The following is a 16950-nucleotide window of genomic DNA, read 5'->3' as shown; positions in this document are numbered from 1 at the left end:
AGAGGTACAGGTGTGAATCATACCATCTGTTCGTAACACAATCGCTTACGATAGCGTGTAGCTTACTATCAGAATGTCAAGCCAAATGCAATCCCGCTGATGTCTGGCGCTTGGAGGGGGGCGCGCTTGCATTCTGTATACACAAAACCCTTGCAATTTTTTATAACGGTGTTTACTATGCCCTGTCTGGATTTTCAGAGGAAATGGCATGGCGTTTAACTGGTATGACTGTCGCATCAATATATACTCGAGGAGGATAGAATGCAGGTCGTCTCAAGGTCGTGTTGGCGTGGCCCCCCGCCTTTCCCTTTTCATCTCGCTATCCCCGTGCTTTGTTTCCATTGATGCTTCGAGCGTTATTACCATCTTGAAAAGGAAGGAACTCTATGCAACTACTATCATCGTCTATCGGCAGAAAGATCGTGATGGCGATCACGGGACTACTCATGATCTTGTTTGTCGTGGTCCATCTGATCGGCAATACGACCATTTTTGGCTGGATCAGCGGCGGCATCAACGCCTATGCCCACCACCTCCATGCGTTCCCTCCGCTGGTATGGGCATTCCGGCTTGTCATGCTGGCTACCGTTTCCATTCACATCTGGTACGGCATCCAGTTGACCATCGAGAACCGTGGCGGCCGGCCGCAACAGTATGCCGTCAAAGCGACCCGCAAGGCCACGTTCGCCAGTGAGAACATGATCTGGACCGGGGCGCTCCTTTTCTGCTTCATTGTTTACCACCTGCTGCATTTCACCGTGAAGGCGGTCCCCGGCATGGCCCTGGTGCCCGATGCCGAAGGGGCGATCAACGTCTTTACCATGGTTGTTTCCAGCTTTCAGAACTTTTTCGTGGCCTTTATCTATGTAGCTGCCATGGTAACCCTGTTTCTGCATCTGTCACACGGCATACAGAGCTTTTTCCAGACGATGGGGTGGAGCAACAACAGGACGCTGCCGATCTATGTCAAGGCCGGCACCCTGGTCGCGCTGATTTTGTTCCTGGGGTACGTCGCCGTTCCGTTGTCTATCTTTGCTGGAATTCTGAAAGGTTAAGGAGGTTACCGTGATACTTGATGGCAAATGTCCAACCGGACCGATTGAACAAACCTGGGACAAGCACCGCTTTGACCTGAAACTGGTCAATCCCGCCAATAAACGCAAATACAACGTCATCGTGGTCGGCACCGGCCTGGCCGGCGGCGCCGCCGCGGCTTCCCTGGGGGAATTGGGCTACAATGTGCAGGCGTTCTGCTATCAGGACAGCCCGCGCCGCGCCCACTCCATCGCTGCCCAGGGCGGCATCAACGCTGCCAAGAACTACCCCAATGACGGCGACTCCATCTACCGTCTCTTCTACGACACCATCAAGGGGGGCGACTTCCGCGCCCGCGAGGCCGACGTCTGGCGTCTGGCCCAGGTGTCCAACAACATCATCGACCAGTGCGTGGCCCAGGGCATCCCCTTTGCCCGCGACTACGCCGGCTACCTGGACAACCGCTCCTTCGGCGGCGCCCAGGTCTCCCGCACCTTCTACGCCCGCGGCCAGACGGGCCAGCAGCTCCTCCTGGGCGCCTACTCGGCCCTGTCGCGCCAGATCAAGGCCGGGACGGTCACGATGTACAACCGCCGCGAGATGCTCGACCTGGTCGTGGTGGACGGCGTGGCCCGCGGCATCACCGTGCGCAACCTGGTGACCGGCGCGCTGGAAAGCTACGCCGCCGATGCCGTCTGCCTCTGCACCGGTGGCTACGTCAACGTATTCTATCTCTCCACCAATGCCATGGGGTGCTCGGTTACGGCCAACTGGAAGGCCCACAAAAAAGGCGCCCTGTTCGCCAACCCCTGTTACACCCAGATCCATCCGACCTGTATCCCCCAGGCCGGCGATTACCAGTCCAAGCTGACCCTCATGTCGGAATCGCTGCGCAACGACGGCCGCTGCTGGGCGCCCAAGAAAAAGGGAGACACCCGTCCGCCCAACCAGATCCCCGAGGAAGAGCGCGATTACTACCTGGAGCGCAAGTACCCGAGCTTCGGCAACCTGGCTCCGCGTGACATCGCCTCCCGTGCCGCCAAGGAACAGTGCGACGAGGGGCGCGGGGTGGGACCGGGCGGTCGCGGCGTGTACCTGGATTTTGCCGCTTCCATCAATCGTCTGGGCGAGGACACCATCCGCGAACGTTACGGCAACCTGTTCGAAATGTACGAGAAGATCACCGACGAGAACGCCTACAAGTCGCCGATGCGCATCTATCCCGCACCCCATTATTCCATGGGCGGCCTCTGGGTCGATTACAACCTGATGAGCAACGTCCCCGGCCTGTTCGTGCTGGGCGAGGCCAACTTCTCGGTCCACGGCGCCAACCGCCTGGGGGCGTCGGCCCTGATGCAGGGGCTGGCCGACGGCTACTTCGTCATTCCCTACACCATCGGCGGTTATCTGGCTACGATCAAGCCGGGTCAGGTCAAGGAAGACCACGCGGAATTCAAAAAATCCACGGAGGATGTGAACAAGAACACCGAAAAGTTCCTCTCCATCAACGGCAAACGCACCGTTACCGATTTCATGCGCGAACTGGGCACCATGATGTGGGAAAACTGCGGCATGGCACGCACCAAGGAGTCCCTTGAGGCAAACATCAAGAAGATTCCGGCCCTGCGCGAGGAGTTCTGGAAGAACGTCAAGGTCACCGGCAGCGGCGCCGATCTCAATCAGCAACTGGAGAACGCCGGCCGCACCGCCGATTTCCTGGAGTTCGCCGAACTTCTGTGCCGCGACGCACTGCACCGCAACGAGTCCTGCGGCGGCCATTTCCGCTCGGAATACCAGTACGACGACGGCGAGGCCAAGCGTGACGACGTCAACTTCTGCTATGTGGGCGCCTGGGAGTTCAAGGGCGTGGGCGCCGAACCCGAGCTGCACAAGGAGCCGTTGAAATTCGATAACGTACATCTCGCCGTAAGGAGCTACAAATAATGAGCGATCACAAGACCATGACACTGACACTGATCGTGTGGCGCCAGAAAAATGCCAGCGATCCCGGCAAATTCGAAACCTATACCGCCAGGGACATCACCGAACACCACTCCTTTCTGGAGATGCTCGACTGCGTCAACGAAGATCTGATCCACGATGGGAAAGAGCCGATCGTGTTTGACCACGACTGCCGCGAGGGTATTTGCGGCATGTGTTCCCAGGTGATCAACGGCGCCCCCCACGGCGGCCAGGAGCGCACCACCGTCTGCCAGCTCCACATGCGCAAATTCAAGGACGGCGATACCATCTATATCGAGCCCTGGAGGGCGCGCGCCTTCCCGATCATCAAGGATCTGATCGTTGACCGTTCCGCCCTGGATACCGTTATCCAGGCCGGGGGGTATACCTCCTGCCACACCGGCGGCGTGGCCGACGGCAACGCCATCCTGATCCCCAAGCCGGTGGCCGACGAGGCCATGGATGCCGCCGAATGCATCGGCTGCGGGGCCTGCGTGGCCGGTTGCCCCAACGGCGCCGCCATGCTCTTCACCGGCGCCAAGGTGTCCCAACTGGCGCTCCTGCCCCAGGGCAAGGCTGAGGCTGCCGCGCGCGTCACCGCCATGACCAAGGCCATGGCCGAATGCGGTTTCGGTAACTGCACCAACCATTACGAGTGCCAGGCCGCCTGTCCCAAGGGGATCAACGTCAAGTTCATCGCCCGCATGAACCGGGAGTTTCTCAAGGCGCAGTTCGCCTAATTCTGATACGTTTTACGGCAATATGTGTTACAATCGGGGCATCCTGCGGGACGCCCCGATTTTTTTGTCGAAAATGAGGACTTTACTTGGATTTCAGTTTCGTTCACCTGCGTTTTACCATCCAGGCTCGTGACGTTTCCCGTGTGGTTTCGTATCTGTACCGCAGCGGCCCGGACTTTGCCGAGGCGTTCAGAAAGCTCGTCTGCACCGGCAAAACCTCCGTATGTTCAAAGAACTCCGCTTGTTCGGGGTGCCCCTATGGGGTGTTGTTCAGTCAGCAGCTCGGCGCCGACCCTTCTGCGGTGAGGTGTCATCAGAAGCCACCCTTGCCGTTCATCTTTTCGTTTCCCCCCCACGGTTCCGTCCCGCGGCAGGCCGATGATTTCGTCTGCACGCTGGTTCTGGTGGGCAAGGCACTCAACCATACAACGGAGTTCATGAGCGCCTTCCGTTCCCTGCTCGCAAATGGGCACGAGGCGGGACACTTCGCTGCGGCGACGATTACTCTCGTGGAATCTCTGGACTTCCACGGGAATCCAACCGCTGTGGCGGCAGGTAATGCGGCGCCGGACCTGGGAAATCTGGTCACCCTCGACGCCCAGGGCATAGTTGACAGCCGTTGCCGCCCGACCGACGCCGTCGGCGTTACCTTCATGACCCCCCTGAAGTTGGCCAAGACCGGCAGGATCATGAATTTTTTCGATGCCGGGCAGTTTGTCCGTTCCCTGATGCGTCGGGTTTCCGCCCTGGCCTACTACTATTGCGGTTTCGAGATGCGGGATAATTTTCGGGAATATGCCCATGCGGCCAACCGTCTCGAACTCCTCGAAGACAATTTTTTCTACGCCGACGCCGGCCTTCGCGCCATGGCGCTGTCCGGTGTCATGGGGGATGGCGTCCTGAGCGGCGATTTCAACGACCTCATGCCGTTTCTGGCGCTGGGGGAGTACCTGCACCTGGGCAAGGGCGCCTCCTACGGGATGGGACAGTACCGGTTGGCGTGGTGAGAGGTTCGGTTTTAACTCGCAACTTTGCAGGGCACCCGGTATAATTGACGAAAAATTATAATTAAGGTATTTTTGAAAATTCTGGGGGAATGTGGCAAAGCCTGTCGTACATAGCATGTCGGTTGATCTGGAGGATTGGTTCCACGTCTGCGGCCTCAAAGAGCAGCCGTGCATTCCGCCGGATGACTGGCGTGTCCGTAGAGCCACGGAGGTATTGCTTGGCCTGTTCGCAGAGTTCAAGGTAAAAACAACCTTCTTTGTCCTTGGTTGTGTGGCGGAGGCCGATCCGGACTTGGTGCGCAGCATCCATCAGCAGGGACACGAAATCGCCTCCCACGGCTATTCGCACCGCCTGGTTCACGAACTCGGCCCGGCGGAGTTCAATGATGAATTGCAAAAAACCGAAGAGGCCATCATGGGGATCACCGGCAGCCTGCCGGTCGGATTTCGTGCGCCCCAGTGGTCGGTAACGGCCCATATCCCCTGGTTTGATGACATCCTGGCGCAGCGCGGCTATCGCTACGATTCCAGCCGCAACCCGCTCCCCTTTGTCGGGGATCGAAATGCCACACGCCATCCGTACCGGATAGAGACGGCGCACGGAGCGTTGTGGGAGATACCGCCCATGGTGTCGGGGTCGCCCTTGGGGAATCTGCCCACCGGCGGCGGGTGGGGGTTCCGCCTGTTCCCCTTCAGGATGATTGCGGCAACGGTCGAGAGGTATGGCCGGGCCGACCGGCCGGCAGTGCTCTATCTGCATCCCCGGGAGGTTGATCCCCGGGGGCCGCGTCTCAAGCTGCCGCTCGTGAAACGCTTCGCCTCCTACGGGACGCGGCGGGATGCGCTGCCGCGGCTGCGGAGGCTCTTGGCCAGCTACACGTTTACCACCTTGCGGGACATGGTCGATTCATGGCAGCCTGCATCCTGATCCCGGCGTTCAACGCCGCCAAGACCCTGGCCGCGGTCCTGGACGAGTGCGCCGGCCTGGGGTGTCCGGTCGTGGTGGTGGACGACGGGTCCACCGACGCCACGGCAAGCATCGCCGCGCGGCATGGGGCGCTTTTGCTGCGCCATAATCGCAACCGGGGCAAAGGCAGGGCGCTCAGAACCGGTTTCGCCTGGGCGCTGGAGCATGACTGCGCTGCCGTCGTAACTCTTGATGCCGACGGCCAGCATGATGTATCCTCTGTTCCCCGGGTGGTAGCTGCCGCCCGGGAGGGGGGTTTCGATATCCTGATCGCCTCCCGTTTCAGCCAGTTCCAGGAAATGGGCGGCCTGCGCAAGATCTGGAACCGTTTCGGCGTCTGGTGCATGCGCCGGCGGACCGGCTTCGAGATCAACGACAGCCAGTCCGGATTCCGTTGCTATTCCGGGCGACTGCTTAGCTCGGTGGCGCTTGCCGCCGACGGCTATGACCTGGAGATGGAGATACTCATGAAGGCCTGGCGCGGCGGATTTTCCATAGGTTGCCTTGCGGTGCCGGCGCGGGTGGCCGATGGCCGCGCCACGAGTCATTTCCGTCCGGTGCGGGATACCTGGAATATCTGCATGACGTTCCTGCGCTACATGTAAGGCGTCATGGGGAAAACACCTGCGTACTATCAGAACAGATTCAGGCGAGTGGAGTTGAAAGCATGATCCAGACACTGAAAAACTATACCAGGGAGAAAGTGCTCTCGTACCTCCTGTCCATGGCGACCAATTCATCGGATGACACGCTGATCAAGATGACGCATCTGATGGAACTTATCCCCAAGAAGGATTACTACAAGGAGCGCATCCGCTGGATTCGCGGCCTGATCCGCGACAAACACCCCAGCATCGAGTTTCCCCGCCGCATTTTGCGCGACCTGCACCCCAACCAGCGGGACAAGTGGATCAGCAACCTGGCCATCAACCACCTGCTGAACGGCACCAACAAACGCAAGGAGTGGGCCGACCAAAACGGTTTTTATCCCCCCTCCACGGTGGTTATCAGCCCGACCATGCGGTGCAACCTCTCCTGCTACGGCTGCTACGCCGGCGATTACAAGAAATCCCTGGAGCTCTCCCTGGACGAACTGGATTCGGTGCTGAACCAGCTCAAGGAGATGGGGATCTATTTTGCGGTCATCTCCGGCGGCGAGCCGTTCTACATGAAGGGGATCTTCGAGATATTCAGGAAACACAGCGACATGGCCTTTCTGGTTTTTACCCACGGCGGCCTGATCGACGAGCAGATGGTGGAGCGGTTGACCGAGGTGGGCAACGTCATGCCGGCCTTTTCGCTGGAGGGGTATGAACAGGAGACCGACGAACGCCGCGGTGCGGGACATTTCAAAAAGGTCATGCGGGCCATGGACCTGCTGCGGGAGGGGGGGCTCTCCTTCTGCGGTTCGTTCACCCACTCCCGCAAGAATACGGATATCATCACCAATCCCCGCTACATCGACATGCTCCTGGACAAGGGCGTTTTCGCCATGTGGCTCTTCTCCTATGTGCCGGTGGGCCGCAAGCCCGATCCCGAACTGATGCCGACCCCCGAGCAGCGCGACCTCCTGCGCCGGACGGTGGTCGGTTACCGGGCCACCAAACCGATGCTGTTCATCGATTTCTGGAACGATGGGCCGATGATCTCCGGGTGCCTGGCCGGAGGGAGAAAATACTTCCACATCAATGCCAACGGCGATATCGAGCCGTGCGTCTTCTGCCACTTTGCCGCGGACAACATCCGGCGCACCTCGCTGCGCGATGCCCTGGCGTCGCCGTTGTTCCGCAAGATCCGCCGGAAACAGGGAGAACACGACAACCTGCTGCGCCCCTGCATGCTGATCGACCATCCCGATGCGGGGCGGGAACTGTTCGCCTCGGAGGGGGCCTACGCCACCCACGAAGGGGCGGACGAGATCTTTACCGGTCTGGCGGACAGCATGGACGACTATTCGCGCCGCTACGGCGAGATCGCCGACGAGGCGTGGGAGGCGGAATTCAAGGACCACCCGGTCAAAACGGGCAAGGTGTCGCATACCTGAGATGGCACTCTACAGCGGTATCAACCTGTTCCTGATCAACCTGTTCACCATCGTGGTGCCGCGCCGGCTCTTTCCCCCGGCCGCCTTCTGCTGCGTGATGCTGTTCTACCTCTTCCTGGGGGAGAAACGCCGCGGCTTCCGGGCGAACATGCGTACCGTCACCGGCCGCAGAAGGGTGGAGCGGCTGGTGGTTTCGGCCTACTACAAGTACGCCCGCAACTGGTGCGACGTGATGCTGATGATGCGCCTGACCGGCCCCCGGCTGCAGGCCCTCATCGGCCGACGCAGCTCCCAGAAACCGCTGGATGACGCCCTGGCCGCGGGAACCGGCGCCATCCTGGTTTCGCCCCATTTCGGCAACTGGGAACTGGGGGGGCTCGGGCTGGCCGACCTGGGATACAAGATCAACGTGCTCACCTTCCGGGAGCCGGATGAGAAGGTGAACGAACTGCGGGAAAAGGTGCGCGGCGCGCGCGGCGTCGGCTTCATTTACGTGGATCGGGACGATACCTCGCCCCTGGCGATCATCGAGGCGGTCAACGCCCTGCGGCGCAACGAGGTGCTCTGTCTCCTGGGGGAGCGCGACGGGTCCTCCCACACCACGGTCATCGACTTTTTCGGGAAGCCCACCCCCTTTCCCGTGGGGGCGGCCTATCTCTCCCTGGCCAGCGGAGCGCCGGTCATCCCGGTTTTCGTGCCGCTGGAGGGGAACCGGTACGCCACGCTGATGGACGAACCGATCTACTTCACGGGGGGGCACGGGGGGCATACCGAGGCGATCCGGAGCGGCATGGAGCGGTTGGCTGCGGTGTTCGAACGGTATATTGGACGGTATCCCGACCAGTGGTATAACTTCTTCGACTTCTGGGGCGGGGAGCATCCCGCACCGGAACCCGGCAGGCATTAGAAAAATGCCGATGCACGGCATGTGCGAAGCACTATATTTGTGAGAGGACGTGTGAATGAGTGAAGAGTTGATTCCAAAGGTGAAACAGATGATCATCGAAAGTCTGCGCATCGAAGGGATGTCGCCGGACGAAATCGAAACCGACGCACCCCTGTTCGGCGAAGGCCTGGGGCTCGACTCCATAGATGCCCTGCAACTGGTGGTGGCCATGGAAAAGGATTTCGGCGTGGTGGTGCCCGATGCGGCCACCGGCACGAAGGTCTTTGCCTCGGTGCGCAGCATGGCGGATTACATCGCGGAACATAAAAAATGAAGGTGCTTTTCGTCTCACCCGGCTGGGAAAAGGGGCGTCTGTGGGGCGAGTTGGCCTTTAAATTCCCCACCCTGTCCCTGGCATCGATTGCCGCCGTTACCCCTCCGGAGTGGGACGTCGCCTTTGTTGACGACAATTTCGAAACCATCGACTATTCCGGCACTGCCGACCTTGTGGCCCTGACCGCCATGACCCCCCAGGCGCCCCGCGCCTACGAGATAGCCGACGAATTCCGCCGCCGGGGCACGACGGTGGTCATGGGAGGCTTCCATGCCAGCAACCTGCCGGACGAGGCGCTCGGCCACGCGGATGCCGTGGTGGTGGGGGAGGGGGAACTGGTCTGGCCGCAGCTTTTGTCCGATCATCGCCAGGGGAGCCTCAAGCGTCTCTATCAATCCGGTTCCCAGATGGAGATGGCCAACATCCCCCGCGCCCGCCGCGAGATCTTCGCGGGTAAGCGCTATCTCCTCACCAACACCATCCAGACGACCCGCGGCTGTCCCTTTGACTGCGAATTCTGCTCGGTGACCGCTTTCTACGGCCGCAAATACCGCAAGCGGCCGGTGGACAACATCCTGCGGGAGCTTGAGCAGCTCCGCACGGCCAATTCGTTTCTCTTTTTCGTGGACGACAACATCGTTGCCGACCGGAAGTACGCCCTGGAGTTGTTTGCCGGCATGAAGGGCATGGATTTCAAGTGGCTCTCCCATTCCCCCATCGATTTTGCCGCCGACCGGGAGTTGATGAAGGCGGCCGGAGAATCGGGCTGCGTGGGGATGTTCGTGGGCTTCGAGTCCCTGAACCAGGATTCCCTGTCGGCCATGGGCAAGGTGACCAACCGGGCCCGTTCCTATCTGGAGGACGCCCAGGCGTTTCGCGACAACGGCATCGGCATTCTGGGCTCCTTTGTCATGGGGTACGATGGCGATACCCCGGCCATCTTCGAACAGACGCTCCGGTTCTGCGAGGATGCCCGCATCGAGGCGGCCATCTTCCCCATCCTGACCCCGTATCCCGGCACCAGCGTCCGCCGCCGCCTCGAGGCCGAGGGGCGCATCTTCTCCAACAACTGGCGCGACTATGACATGGAGCACGTCACCTTCCGACCGCTCGGCATGAGCGCCGAACAGCTCCAGCAGGGCTATGAGGAACTGTGCCGTTCGTTCTACTCCTTTTCGTCCATGTACCGCCGTATCTTCAAGCTGCACCGCTCGGTACAGGTCTTCGGGCCGATGAATTTCGGTTTCCGCTCGGCCCTGAAACGCCGGAAGGTGACGGCGTGACGAATCGGGCCGTTGGTTCTTCGACAGGCGAGGGCGTCATGTTCCCGTCACGCCGCCCGGGGGCGGTATCGTTGTGATGACTGCCGCTCCGAGACTGCTGCTGGTCTATCCCGCCACCCAAAAGCTGGGATGGGTGCGCCGTTTTCAACTCCCGTCCCTCTCCCTGAAACAGGTCGCTGCGGCCACGCCGCCCGAGTGGGAGGTGCTGCTGGCCGACGAGATCCATGAAGATATCCCTTTTGACGGCACGTTCGACCTGGTCGGGATTACCGCCATGACCCATCAGGCGGTCCGGGCCTATGAGATCGCCGACCGTTTCCGGCAACGGGGCATTCCGGTGGTTTTGGGCGGCATCCATCCCACGGTGCTCCCCGATGAGGCGCTCCAGCATGCCGATGCGGTGGTGATCGGCGAGGCGGAACCGGTCTGGCCGCAACTTCTGAGCGACCTGCGGGCCGGGCGCATGGCGCCGCTCTACCGCAGCATCCCCCAGGGGAACCTCCTGGATATCCCCTGGTCACGGCGAGACTTCCTGGGTGGCCGCACCTACCTCACCACCCAGACCATCCAGGCCAGCCGCGGGTGCCCCTACGACTGTCCGTTCTGTACGGTCACCCCCTATTTCGGCCGTACCTTTCGCTACCGCGACCCCGACGACATCCTGGCGGAACTGCGCTCCTTCGACCGCAAGCTGACGGTGTTTCTCGACGACAATATCCTGGGCGACCCGGAGCGGGCCAAGCCGATCCTGCGCGGCATGGCCGGTCTCGGGCTGCGCTGGGGGGGGCAGGCCAACCTCCGTTTCGCCGAAGATCCCGAATTGGTGAGCCTCTTGGCAAAATCCGGCTGCATCGGCATCTTTGTCGGCATCGAATCGGTAGCAGGCCCCCAGGCCAACCACCCCAAGACCGGCAGCAGATTCAGCCAGGCGGACCTGATCAAGCGGGTGCGTGACACCGGTATCGTGCTGGAGGCCTCCATGATCTTCGGCTTCGATGACCATGACGAAAGCGTTTTCGAAACCACGGTCCGGTATCTGGAGGAGTGCGCGCCCAGTATCCCGACCTTTCACATCCTGACCCCCTATCCCGGCACGGCGCTGTTCGAGCAGTTTGACCGGGAGGGGCGCATGCTCCATAAGGAATGGCAGCACTATGACCATAATCAGGTGGTCTTCCGTCCCAAGCTGATGACGCCGGAACAGTTGTACAAGGGATGGCGGGCCGCGCGGCGCGAGGTCTACCGCTGGCCCTCGGTCATCTCGCGGGTCATGCAGGGAAACGGCAAGCTCATCAATCTGGCCTATAATGTCCTGCGGCGGGGAGGGGTGTACGGGGACGAGGAAGTCGTGTACCCGGCCCCTGCTGCGCCTGACGCCAGCGATGGAATGAAACCATGAACATCCTGTTGCTCCGCCCCCATCCCGGCAACGACCATTTCGGGCTTGGTCCCTTCTTCCGGGTCGAGCCTCTGGGGCTCGAATACCTCGGTGCCGCCCTGCTGGGCGCAGGGCACCACGTCACCATCGCCGACCTGCGCTTCCGGCCAGGGGCCACTACCTGGGTGCGCCGTACGCGCCCCCGCCTGGTGGGCATCAGTTGCCTGCACTCCCTGGAATTCGACCGGGTGCTGGCAACCGCCCGGGAGGTCCGCCTGGCCGCGCCGGAGGCCTTCATCGTGGTGGGGGGGCATGCCGCCGCCGCCTTCCCGGCCCCCCTTGAACATGACCTGATCGACGCCATCATGGTGGATGACGGCGAAGAGGCAATCGTCCGCCTGGCAGATTGCCTGGAGCGGGGAGAACAACTGGCCCGGGTGCCGGCCCTGCGGCTCAGGACGACCGATGGCTGGATCTCGACCCCGCCCCTGGAGGAACGCACCCCCCTCGACCTGGTCCCCCTGCCGGCTCGCGACCTGGTGCAGCGGCATCGCAACGGCTATCACTGCCTGTTGTTCAAGCCGGTCTGGCTGATCGAAACCGCCCGGGGCTGCCCCCACCACTGCTCGTTCTGCTCGGTGTGGCAACTCTACGGCCGCACCTGCCGGGAACGCTCCATTGCGGCGGTGGTGGAGGATTTCGCCACCTGCGGCGATGCCGTCTTTGTGGCCGACGACCTGTTCTGGTATAATCCCGAGCGCAGCCTCGAACTGGCCTCTGCCCTCAAGCGGCGGGGGGTGTACAAGCGCTGGATCCTGGTCCAGACCCGCACCGACCTGATCCGCCGCAGCGGCGAGTTGATGGCCGCCTGGCGCCCCCTGGCCAAGGACTTCGACATCTTTCTGGGGCTGGAGGCGGCCAGCGACGACGGCCTGGCCGGCTTGGCCAAGGATGCCGGCATCGGCGACAGCATCGAGGCGGTGCGCATCGCCCGGGAGTTGCGCTACGGCATCAACGGCAACTTCCTGGTGGACCCGGATTGGAACGAGGCACAGTTCAGGGAGTTGTGGGCGTTCGTGGAACGTCACGGCCTGCAGCGGGCCGGGTTCACCATCCTGACCCCCCTGCCGGGGACCGACTACTATCAAAGCGAACTGGCCCGCACCGCCGGGCAGCCCTGGGCCAATTTCGACATGCACCACCTGCTGTGGGAGCCGCGCCTGGGGGCAGAGCGTTTCTTCGAGCTGTATGCCGAAACCTGGCGGCGCTCCATCCTCAATACCGCCGGCACCAAGAGCCTCATGGACTGGGTCCGCCAGGTGCGGCCCTCCCAGATACCCTATATCATCCGGGTTTTGCTGCGTACCCAGCGCATGATGAAGCCGGCGGAATATCTGCGGGAACACCGCGCGAGTTGCTGCCGTGCCCCGCAATCCCCTTGTGAAGGCAAAAAATGATCTGTTTCATGTTTCCCGGTCAGCCCCTGGCCCACGATGCCGCATTTCCCGACGACGCCGATTTTAACGAGGTTGCCGCGTTGGCCCGCGCCCATACCGGCCTGGACCTGTCCACCTTTACCTGGGCGGCGGGGACGCATACGGAGCAGGTGGCCCTCCAGGTCTACGGGGTGGCCGCGAGCCTCTACCGCCAGCGCCGCCTGCGGCTGGAGGGGGTGAAGCCGGCGGTGGCGGCCGAGCACAGCATGGGCATCTACGCCGCCCTGGCGGCCTGCGGCTCGGTCGGCGAGGGAGAGGTGCTGGAGATCGCCTTTCGGGTCGGTTCCTGCATGGAGCAGCGCTTCAGCGGGCGCGACTATGCCCTGGGATGCCTGGTGGGACTTTCGGCGGAGAAGCTGGCGGTACTGGCCGCCGAAGGCACGGTATTCCTGGCCAATCACAATACTTCGCACCATTTACTGCTGGCCGGCCGGCGCCACGACATGGAGGCGACCCTGGGCGAAGCGCTGGCGACGGGTGCCTTTTCGGCCAAACTCTTCCCCTGCGACGCCCCATTGCACACACCGCTCCTGGCCGAGGCGGAGGAAGAGCTGACGACCATCTTCCGGGATTACCGCTACCGGGAACCGGCCATCCCGCTCATGAACCACATTGACCAGGAGTTCCTCACCGCTGCCGAGATCCCCCCTTTCCTGATGCGGGAACTGACGGAGACGGTCCACTGGGAACAGACCTATCGCGCCCTGAAGCGGGCCGGCGCCACCCGTTTCGTGGAGGTGGGGGCGGGGGATTCGCTCAAAAAATATAACCGCTGGATCGAGAGCAGGCTATGAACTACCATGAAACCTCCATAACCGTGCGCTTCAACGAGGTGGACGCTTACCAGGTGGCCTGGCACGGGCATTACGTCGCCTGGATGGAGATCGGCCGCGGCGAACTGGCCGGCAAATTCGGGCTGGATGCCTTCCAGTTGGGGGCGCTGGGCTATCTGGGACCGGTGGTCGCCCTGGAGATAAAATACCTGCGCCCCGCCCGCTACAACGACGTGCTGACCGTCCGCACCACCCTGACGCCGAGCGAGACGGCCACCCTGGTATTTGAAAGCGTCATACTGGACCCCGAAGGCAAAAAACTGGCCACCGGCCTGACCCGCCACGCCCTGACCGACCTGGACGGCGTCCTGCAATTCCAGATGCCCCCTGCGGTTGCCGAACGGGTTGAGCGCATGAAGGCCTGGCTGGAGGCGGCATGAAGATTCTCCTGGTTTCGGCCAATCGCGAACATTCCCCCTACCCGGTGTTCCCCATCGGCCTCTCCTACCTGGCGGCGCCCCTGGCCGCTGCCGGCCATGAACTTGCCGTGCTCGATCTCTGTTTCGAACAGGAACCGGAAACGGCTCTGGCGGAACGGCTCGCCTCGTTCTCGCCGGCCCTGGTGGTGGTCTCCCTGCGCAACATCGACAACGTGACCTGGCCCGGCTGCCGCTCCTATCTTGCCGGGGTGCGGGACGTGGTCTCCGTCTGCCGCAGGAGTGCCCGGGTCGTGGTGGGCGGTTCCGGCTTTTCCCTCATGCCCCAGGAGATCCTGGCCCATGTGGGGGCCGATTTTGGCGTGGTGGGGGAGGGGGAGGAAGTCCTGCCCCGCCTCGTGGAAGCCATCGGGCAAGGGGGCGGCACGTCCGGCCTGCCGGGGGTGCTGGTGCGGGGTGTCGATGAATTCCTGCCGCCGCTGCCGGTGGAGCGGCTCGCCACCCCGGACCGGAACCTGTTCGACGTGGCGCGCTACCAGCGCCAGGGGGGCATGGCCAATGTGCAGACCAAGCGCGGCTGTCCCTTTGCCTGCATCTACTGCACCTATCCGCTGCTGGAGGGGCGCAGGATGCGCCTGCGGCCGATCCGGGACATCATCGCTGAAATACGCGCCCTGGTGGTTGATCACGGGGTCAGCTACATCTACTTTGTGGACGACATCTTCAATTATCCGACCGACTTCGCCGAACAGCTCTGCCGGGCCATGACGGAGGAACGGCTGGAAATCAACTGGTCGGCCTTCATCAATCCCGCCTTCATGCCTCCCGGGCTGCTGGATGTCATGCTGGCCGCAGGGTGCGACGCCGTGGAGTACGGCACCGAGTCAGGTTCGCCGGTCATGCTCAGGAATCTGGGCAAGGCCTTCACGGTGGCCGACGTCCGGGAGGGGTCGCGCCTCTGCCGCGAGCGGCAGGTGGATTTCGCCCATTACATCCTCTTCGGCGGGCCGGGGGAGACGCGGGAGACCATCCTGGAAAGCTTTCGCCTGATGGACGAGTTGGAGCCGACCGCGATCATCGCCATGACCGGCATCCGCATCTTCCCCGGTACCCCGTTGCACCGGACCGCCCTGGCGGAAGGGGTCATCGATGGCGCCACCGACCTGCTGGAACCGGTCTTTTACATCTCGCCCGCCGTCCGGGAGGAGTTGACCGAACTGGTCACAGCGGAGGCGATCAAACGCAAAAACTGGGTCGTGCCCGGTCTGGAGGTGAATATCAGCGACGCCATGCTGGAGGCCCTGCGCATGTTCCCGGTCAAGGGACCGCTCTGGAAGCTGATGAAGCGCCTGGGCAGAAGCCGCATCAGGCCGCTGTGACGCCCCGGTGGTTCCCGTGATCCCCACCTCCGGCCCGTCCGCCGGACGCATCGACCTGCGCCTGCTGGCGCTCCTGATCGGCGTAACCCTTTCCACGGTGGATTCCAGCGCCCTCAATCTGGCGCTGCCGTCCCTGGCGGCCCATTTTCACAGCCATGCCGGCGACGTCCAATGGGCCTCCACCCTCTATCTGCTCGGTTCGGCACTCGCCTTTCTTCCCCTGTCCGGTCTGGCCGGCAGGGCCGGCACGGTGCGGGTTTACCGCGCCTCGCTGATCGGTTTCAGCATGATCTCGCTCCTTCTGGCGCTCTCTCCCAACCTGGCGGTACTGTACCTCCTGCGCTTTCTGCAAGGGGTTGCCGGAGCCGGCATCGTCGGCCTGGTGCCGGGCATGACCGCCGCCACCTTTCCCGAACGCCGCGGCTGGGCTCTGGGGATGGTGGCGGGTGCGGTCGCTGCCGGCACCATGATGGGGCCTCCCCTGGGTGGTTTCATGGTGGACTGGTTTGGCTGGCGCAGCATCTTTTTCATCAACCTGCCCTTCGGCCTGGCGGCCTTTCTACTCTCGGGGCGCCTGACCGAGCTGCGCGGCGTGGGGCTCAGGGAGGGGCTGCGCCGTGCCATCCGCGCTCCCCGTTTCCTCCTGGCGCTCCTGGCCACGGTCTGTTTCTTTGCCCAATCCTTCGGCAGCAACCTGCTCTGGCCCTTTTACCTGGAGGCGGGCGGCATGAGCCCCAGCCGGGTCGGGCTCGCCATGCTGCTCCCCCCGGTGTTGCTGATGGTCCTCGGCCCGATGGCGGGACGGCTCTCGGACCGGGTCGGCTATGAACGGGTCAGCTGGCTCGGCAGCGCCGTGCTGGCCCTGGCCTCCTGGATTCAGGGCGTCAGTGGCCGGGTTGTGCCCGGCCTGGCCGGTATCGGTCTCGGCCGGGCGCTGTTTCAGGCCGCCAACAACGCCGCCGTGCTCTCCCAGGCGCCGCCCGAGACCGGGGCGGTCGCCTCGGGTCTGCTTTCCATCGCCCGGGTGGCCGGGCAGGGGATGGGCAGCCTGTTGGCCGGGAGCATGTGGGGTGCGCTGGAACACCGTGGAGCGCGGCACGCCTTTCTGCTGTCCAACGTGGTCCTGGGGGGTATTGCGGTGCTGGCCGGCGTGTTGATCCTGTCGCGCAGGCGGGTAGAGGGCAGGGAAGGGGATTCCGGCGGTCCGGATAGATAACGGACAGATACGC

General features: G+C 62.6%; 16 protein-coding genes. All 16 read left to right on the top strand.

The window, feature by feature from the left end; all coding sequences use genetic code 11:
* Window positions 1–386: 386 nt before the first annotated feature.
* The 16 genes from FO488_RS09885 to FO488_RS09810 all read left to right on the top strand — a co-directional run bounded on the left by FO488_RS09885 (window position 387) and on the right by FO488_RS09810 (window position 16937).
* Window positions 387–1055, top strand: coding sequence for a succinate dehydrogenase cytochrome b subunit (locus FO488_RS09885; RefSeq protein ID WP_149210413.1), 669 nt, complete (start codon window positions 387–389; stop codon window positions 1053–1055).
* A gap of 10 nt (window positions 1056–1065) precedes the next feature.
* Entirely contained in the window at window positions 1066–2979 is a 1914-nt protein-coding gene (locus tag FO488_RS09880) for a fumarate reductase/succinate dehydrogenase flavoprotein subunit (RefSeq protein WP_149210412.1), read from the top strand.
* Window positions 2979–3737 (top strand): succinate dehydrogenase/fumarate reductase iron-sulfur subunit, encoded by a 759-nt coding sequence (locus FO488_RS09875; RefSeq protein ID WP_149210411.1) that lies wholly within the window; start codon window positions 2979–2981, stop codon window positions 3735–3737. Before FO488_RS09880 ends, FO488_RS09875 begins: the two co-directional genes overlap by 1 nt.
* Window positions 3738–3823: 86 nt before the next feature.
* Window positions 3824–4744, top strand: a complete 921-nt coding sequence (gene cas6 / locus FO488_RS09870; protein ID WP_205743251.1) for a CRISPR system precrRNA processing endoribonuclease RAMP protein Cas6 — start codon at window positions 3824–3826, stop codon at window positions 4742–4744.
* A 115-nt stretch (window positions 4745–4859) separates the two neighbouring features.
* A complete protein-coding gene (locus tag FO488_RS09865) occupies window positions 4860–5672 on the top strand; it encodes a polysaccharide deacetylase family protein (protein WP_149210409.1) in 813 nt (270 codons plus the stop codon).
* Complete coding sequence (locus FO488_RS09860; protein WP_149210408.1) at window positions 5654–6316, top strand: glycosyltransferase family 2 protein; 663 nt, start codon at window positions 5654–5656, stop codon at window positions 6314–6316. The genes FO488_RS09865 and FO488_RS09860 overlap by 19 nt, the downstream gene beginning before the upstream one ends.
* 62 nt (window positions 6317–6378) lie before the next feature.
* The gene (locus tag FO488_RS09855; protein ID WP_149210407.1) at window positions 6379–7755 is read left to right on the top strand and encodes a radical SAM protein; all 1377 of its coding nucleotides are present in this window, start codon (window positions 6379–6381) and stop codon (window positions 7753–7755) included.
* Window position 7756: 1 nt separating this feature from the next.
* A complete protein-coding gene (locus FO488_RS09850) occupies window positions 7757–8662 on the top strand; it encodes a lysophospholipid acyltransferase family protein (RefSeq protein WP_149210406.1) in 906 nt (301 codons plus the stop codon).
* A 55-nt stretch (window positions 8663–8717) separates the two neighbouring features.
* Window positions 8718–8975, top strand: coding sequence for a phosphopantetheine-binding protein (locus FO488_RS09845; protein WP_149210405.1), 258 nt, complete (start codon window positions 8718–8720; stop codon window positions 8973–8975).
* The gene (locus tag FO488_RS09840) at window positions 8972–10258 is read left to right on the top strand and encodes a B12-binding domain-containing radical SAM protein (protein ID WP_149210404.1); all 1287 of its coding nucleotides are present in this window, start codon (window positions 8972–8974) and stop codon (window positions 10256–10258) included. Before FO488_RS09845 ends, FO488_RS09840 begins: the two co-directional genes overlap by 4 nt.
* A gap of 76 nt (window positions 10259–10334) precedes the next feature.
* Window positions 10335–11657 (top strand): B12-binding domain-containing radical SAM protein, encoded by a 1323-nt coding sequence (locus FO488_RS09835; RefSeq protein ID WP_149210403.1) that lies wholly within the window; start codon window positions 10335–10337, stop codon window positions 11655–11657.
* Window positions 11654–13093 (top strand): B12-binding domain-containing radical SAM protein, encoded by a 1440-nt coding sequence (locus FO488_RS09830; protein WP_149210402.1) that lies wholly within the window; start codon window positions 11654–11656, stop codon window positions 13091–13093. The genes FO488_RS09835 and FO488_RS09830 overlap by 4 nt, the downstream gene beginning before the upstream one ends.
* An 8-nt stretch (window positions 13094–13101) precedes the next feature.
* Window positions 13102–13926, top strand: coding sequence for an ACP S-malonyltransferase (locus FO488_RS09825; protein ID WP_240731843.1), 825 nt, complete (start codon window positions 13102–13104; stop codon window positions 13924–13926).
* On the top strand, window positions 13923–14345 hold the full coding sequence (locus FO488_RS09820) for an acyl-CoA thioesterase (protein ID WP_149210400.1): 423 nt from the start codon (window positions 13923–13925) through the stop codon (window positions 14343–14345). Before FO488_RS09825 ends, FO488_RS09820 begins: the two co-directional genes overlap by 4 nt.
* Window positions 14342–15721 carry a lipid biosynthesis B12-binding/radical SAM protein gene (locus FO488_RS09815; RefSeq protein WP_149210399.1) on the top strand — a complete coding sequence of 460 codons (1380 nt, stop codon included), beginning with the start codon at window positions 14342–14344 and terminating at the stop codon, window positions 15719–15721. Before FO488_RS09820 ends, FO488_RS09815 begins: the two co-directional genes overlap by 4 nt.
* Window positions 15722–15728: 7 nt before the next feature.
* Window positions 15729–16937, top strand: a complete 1209-nt coding sequence (locus FO488_RS09810) for an MFS transporter (RefSeq protein WP_240731842.1) — start codon at window positions 15729–15731, stop codon at window positions 16935–16937.
* Window positions 16938–16950: the final 13 nt, after the last annotated feature.

The organism is Geobacter sp. FeAm09, assembly GCF_008330225.1.
GTDB lineage: Bacteria > Desulfobacterota > Desulfuromonadia > Geobacterales > Pseudopelobacteraceae > Oryzomonas.
Note: the sequence above shows the minus strand (reverse complement) of the source record. Positions and strands in the feature narration are given on the sequence as shown.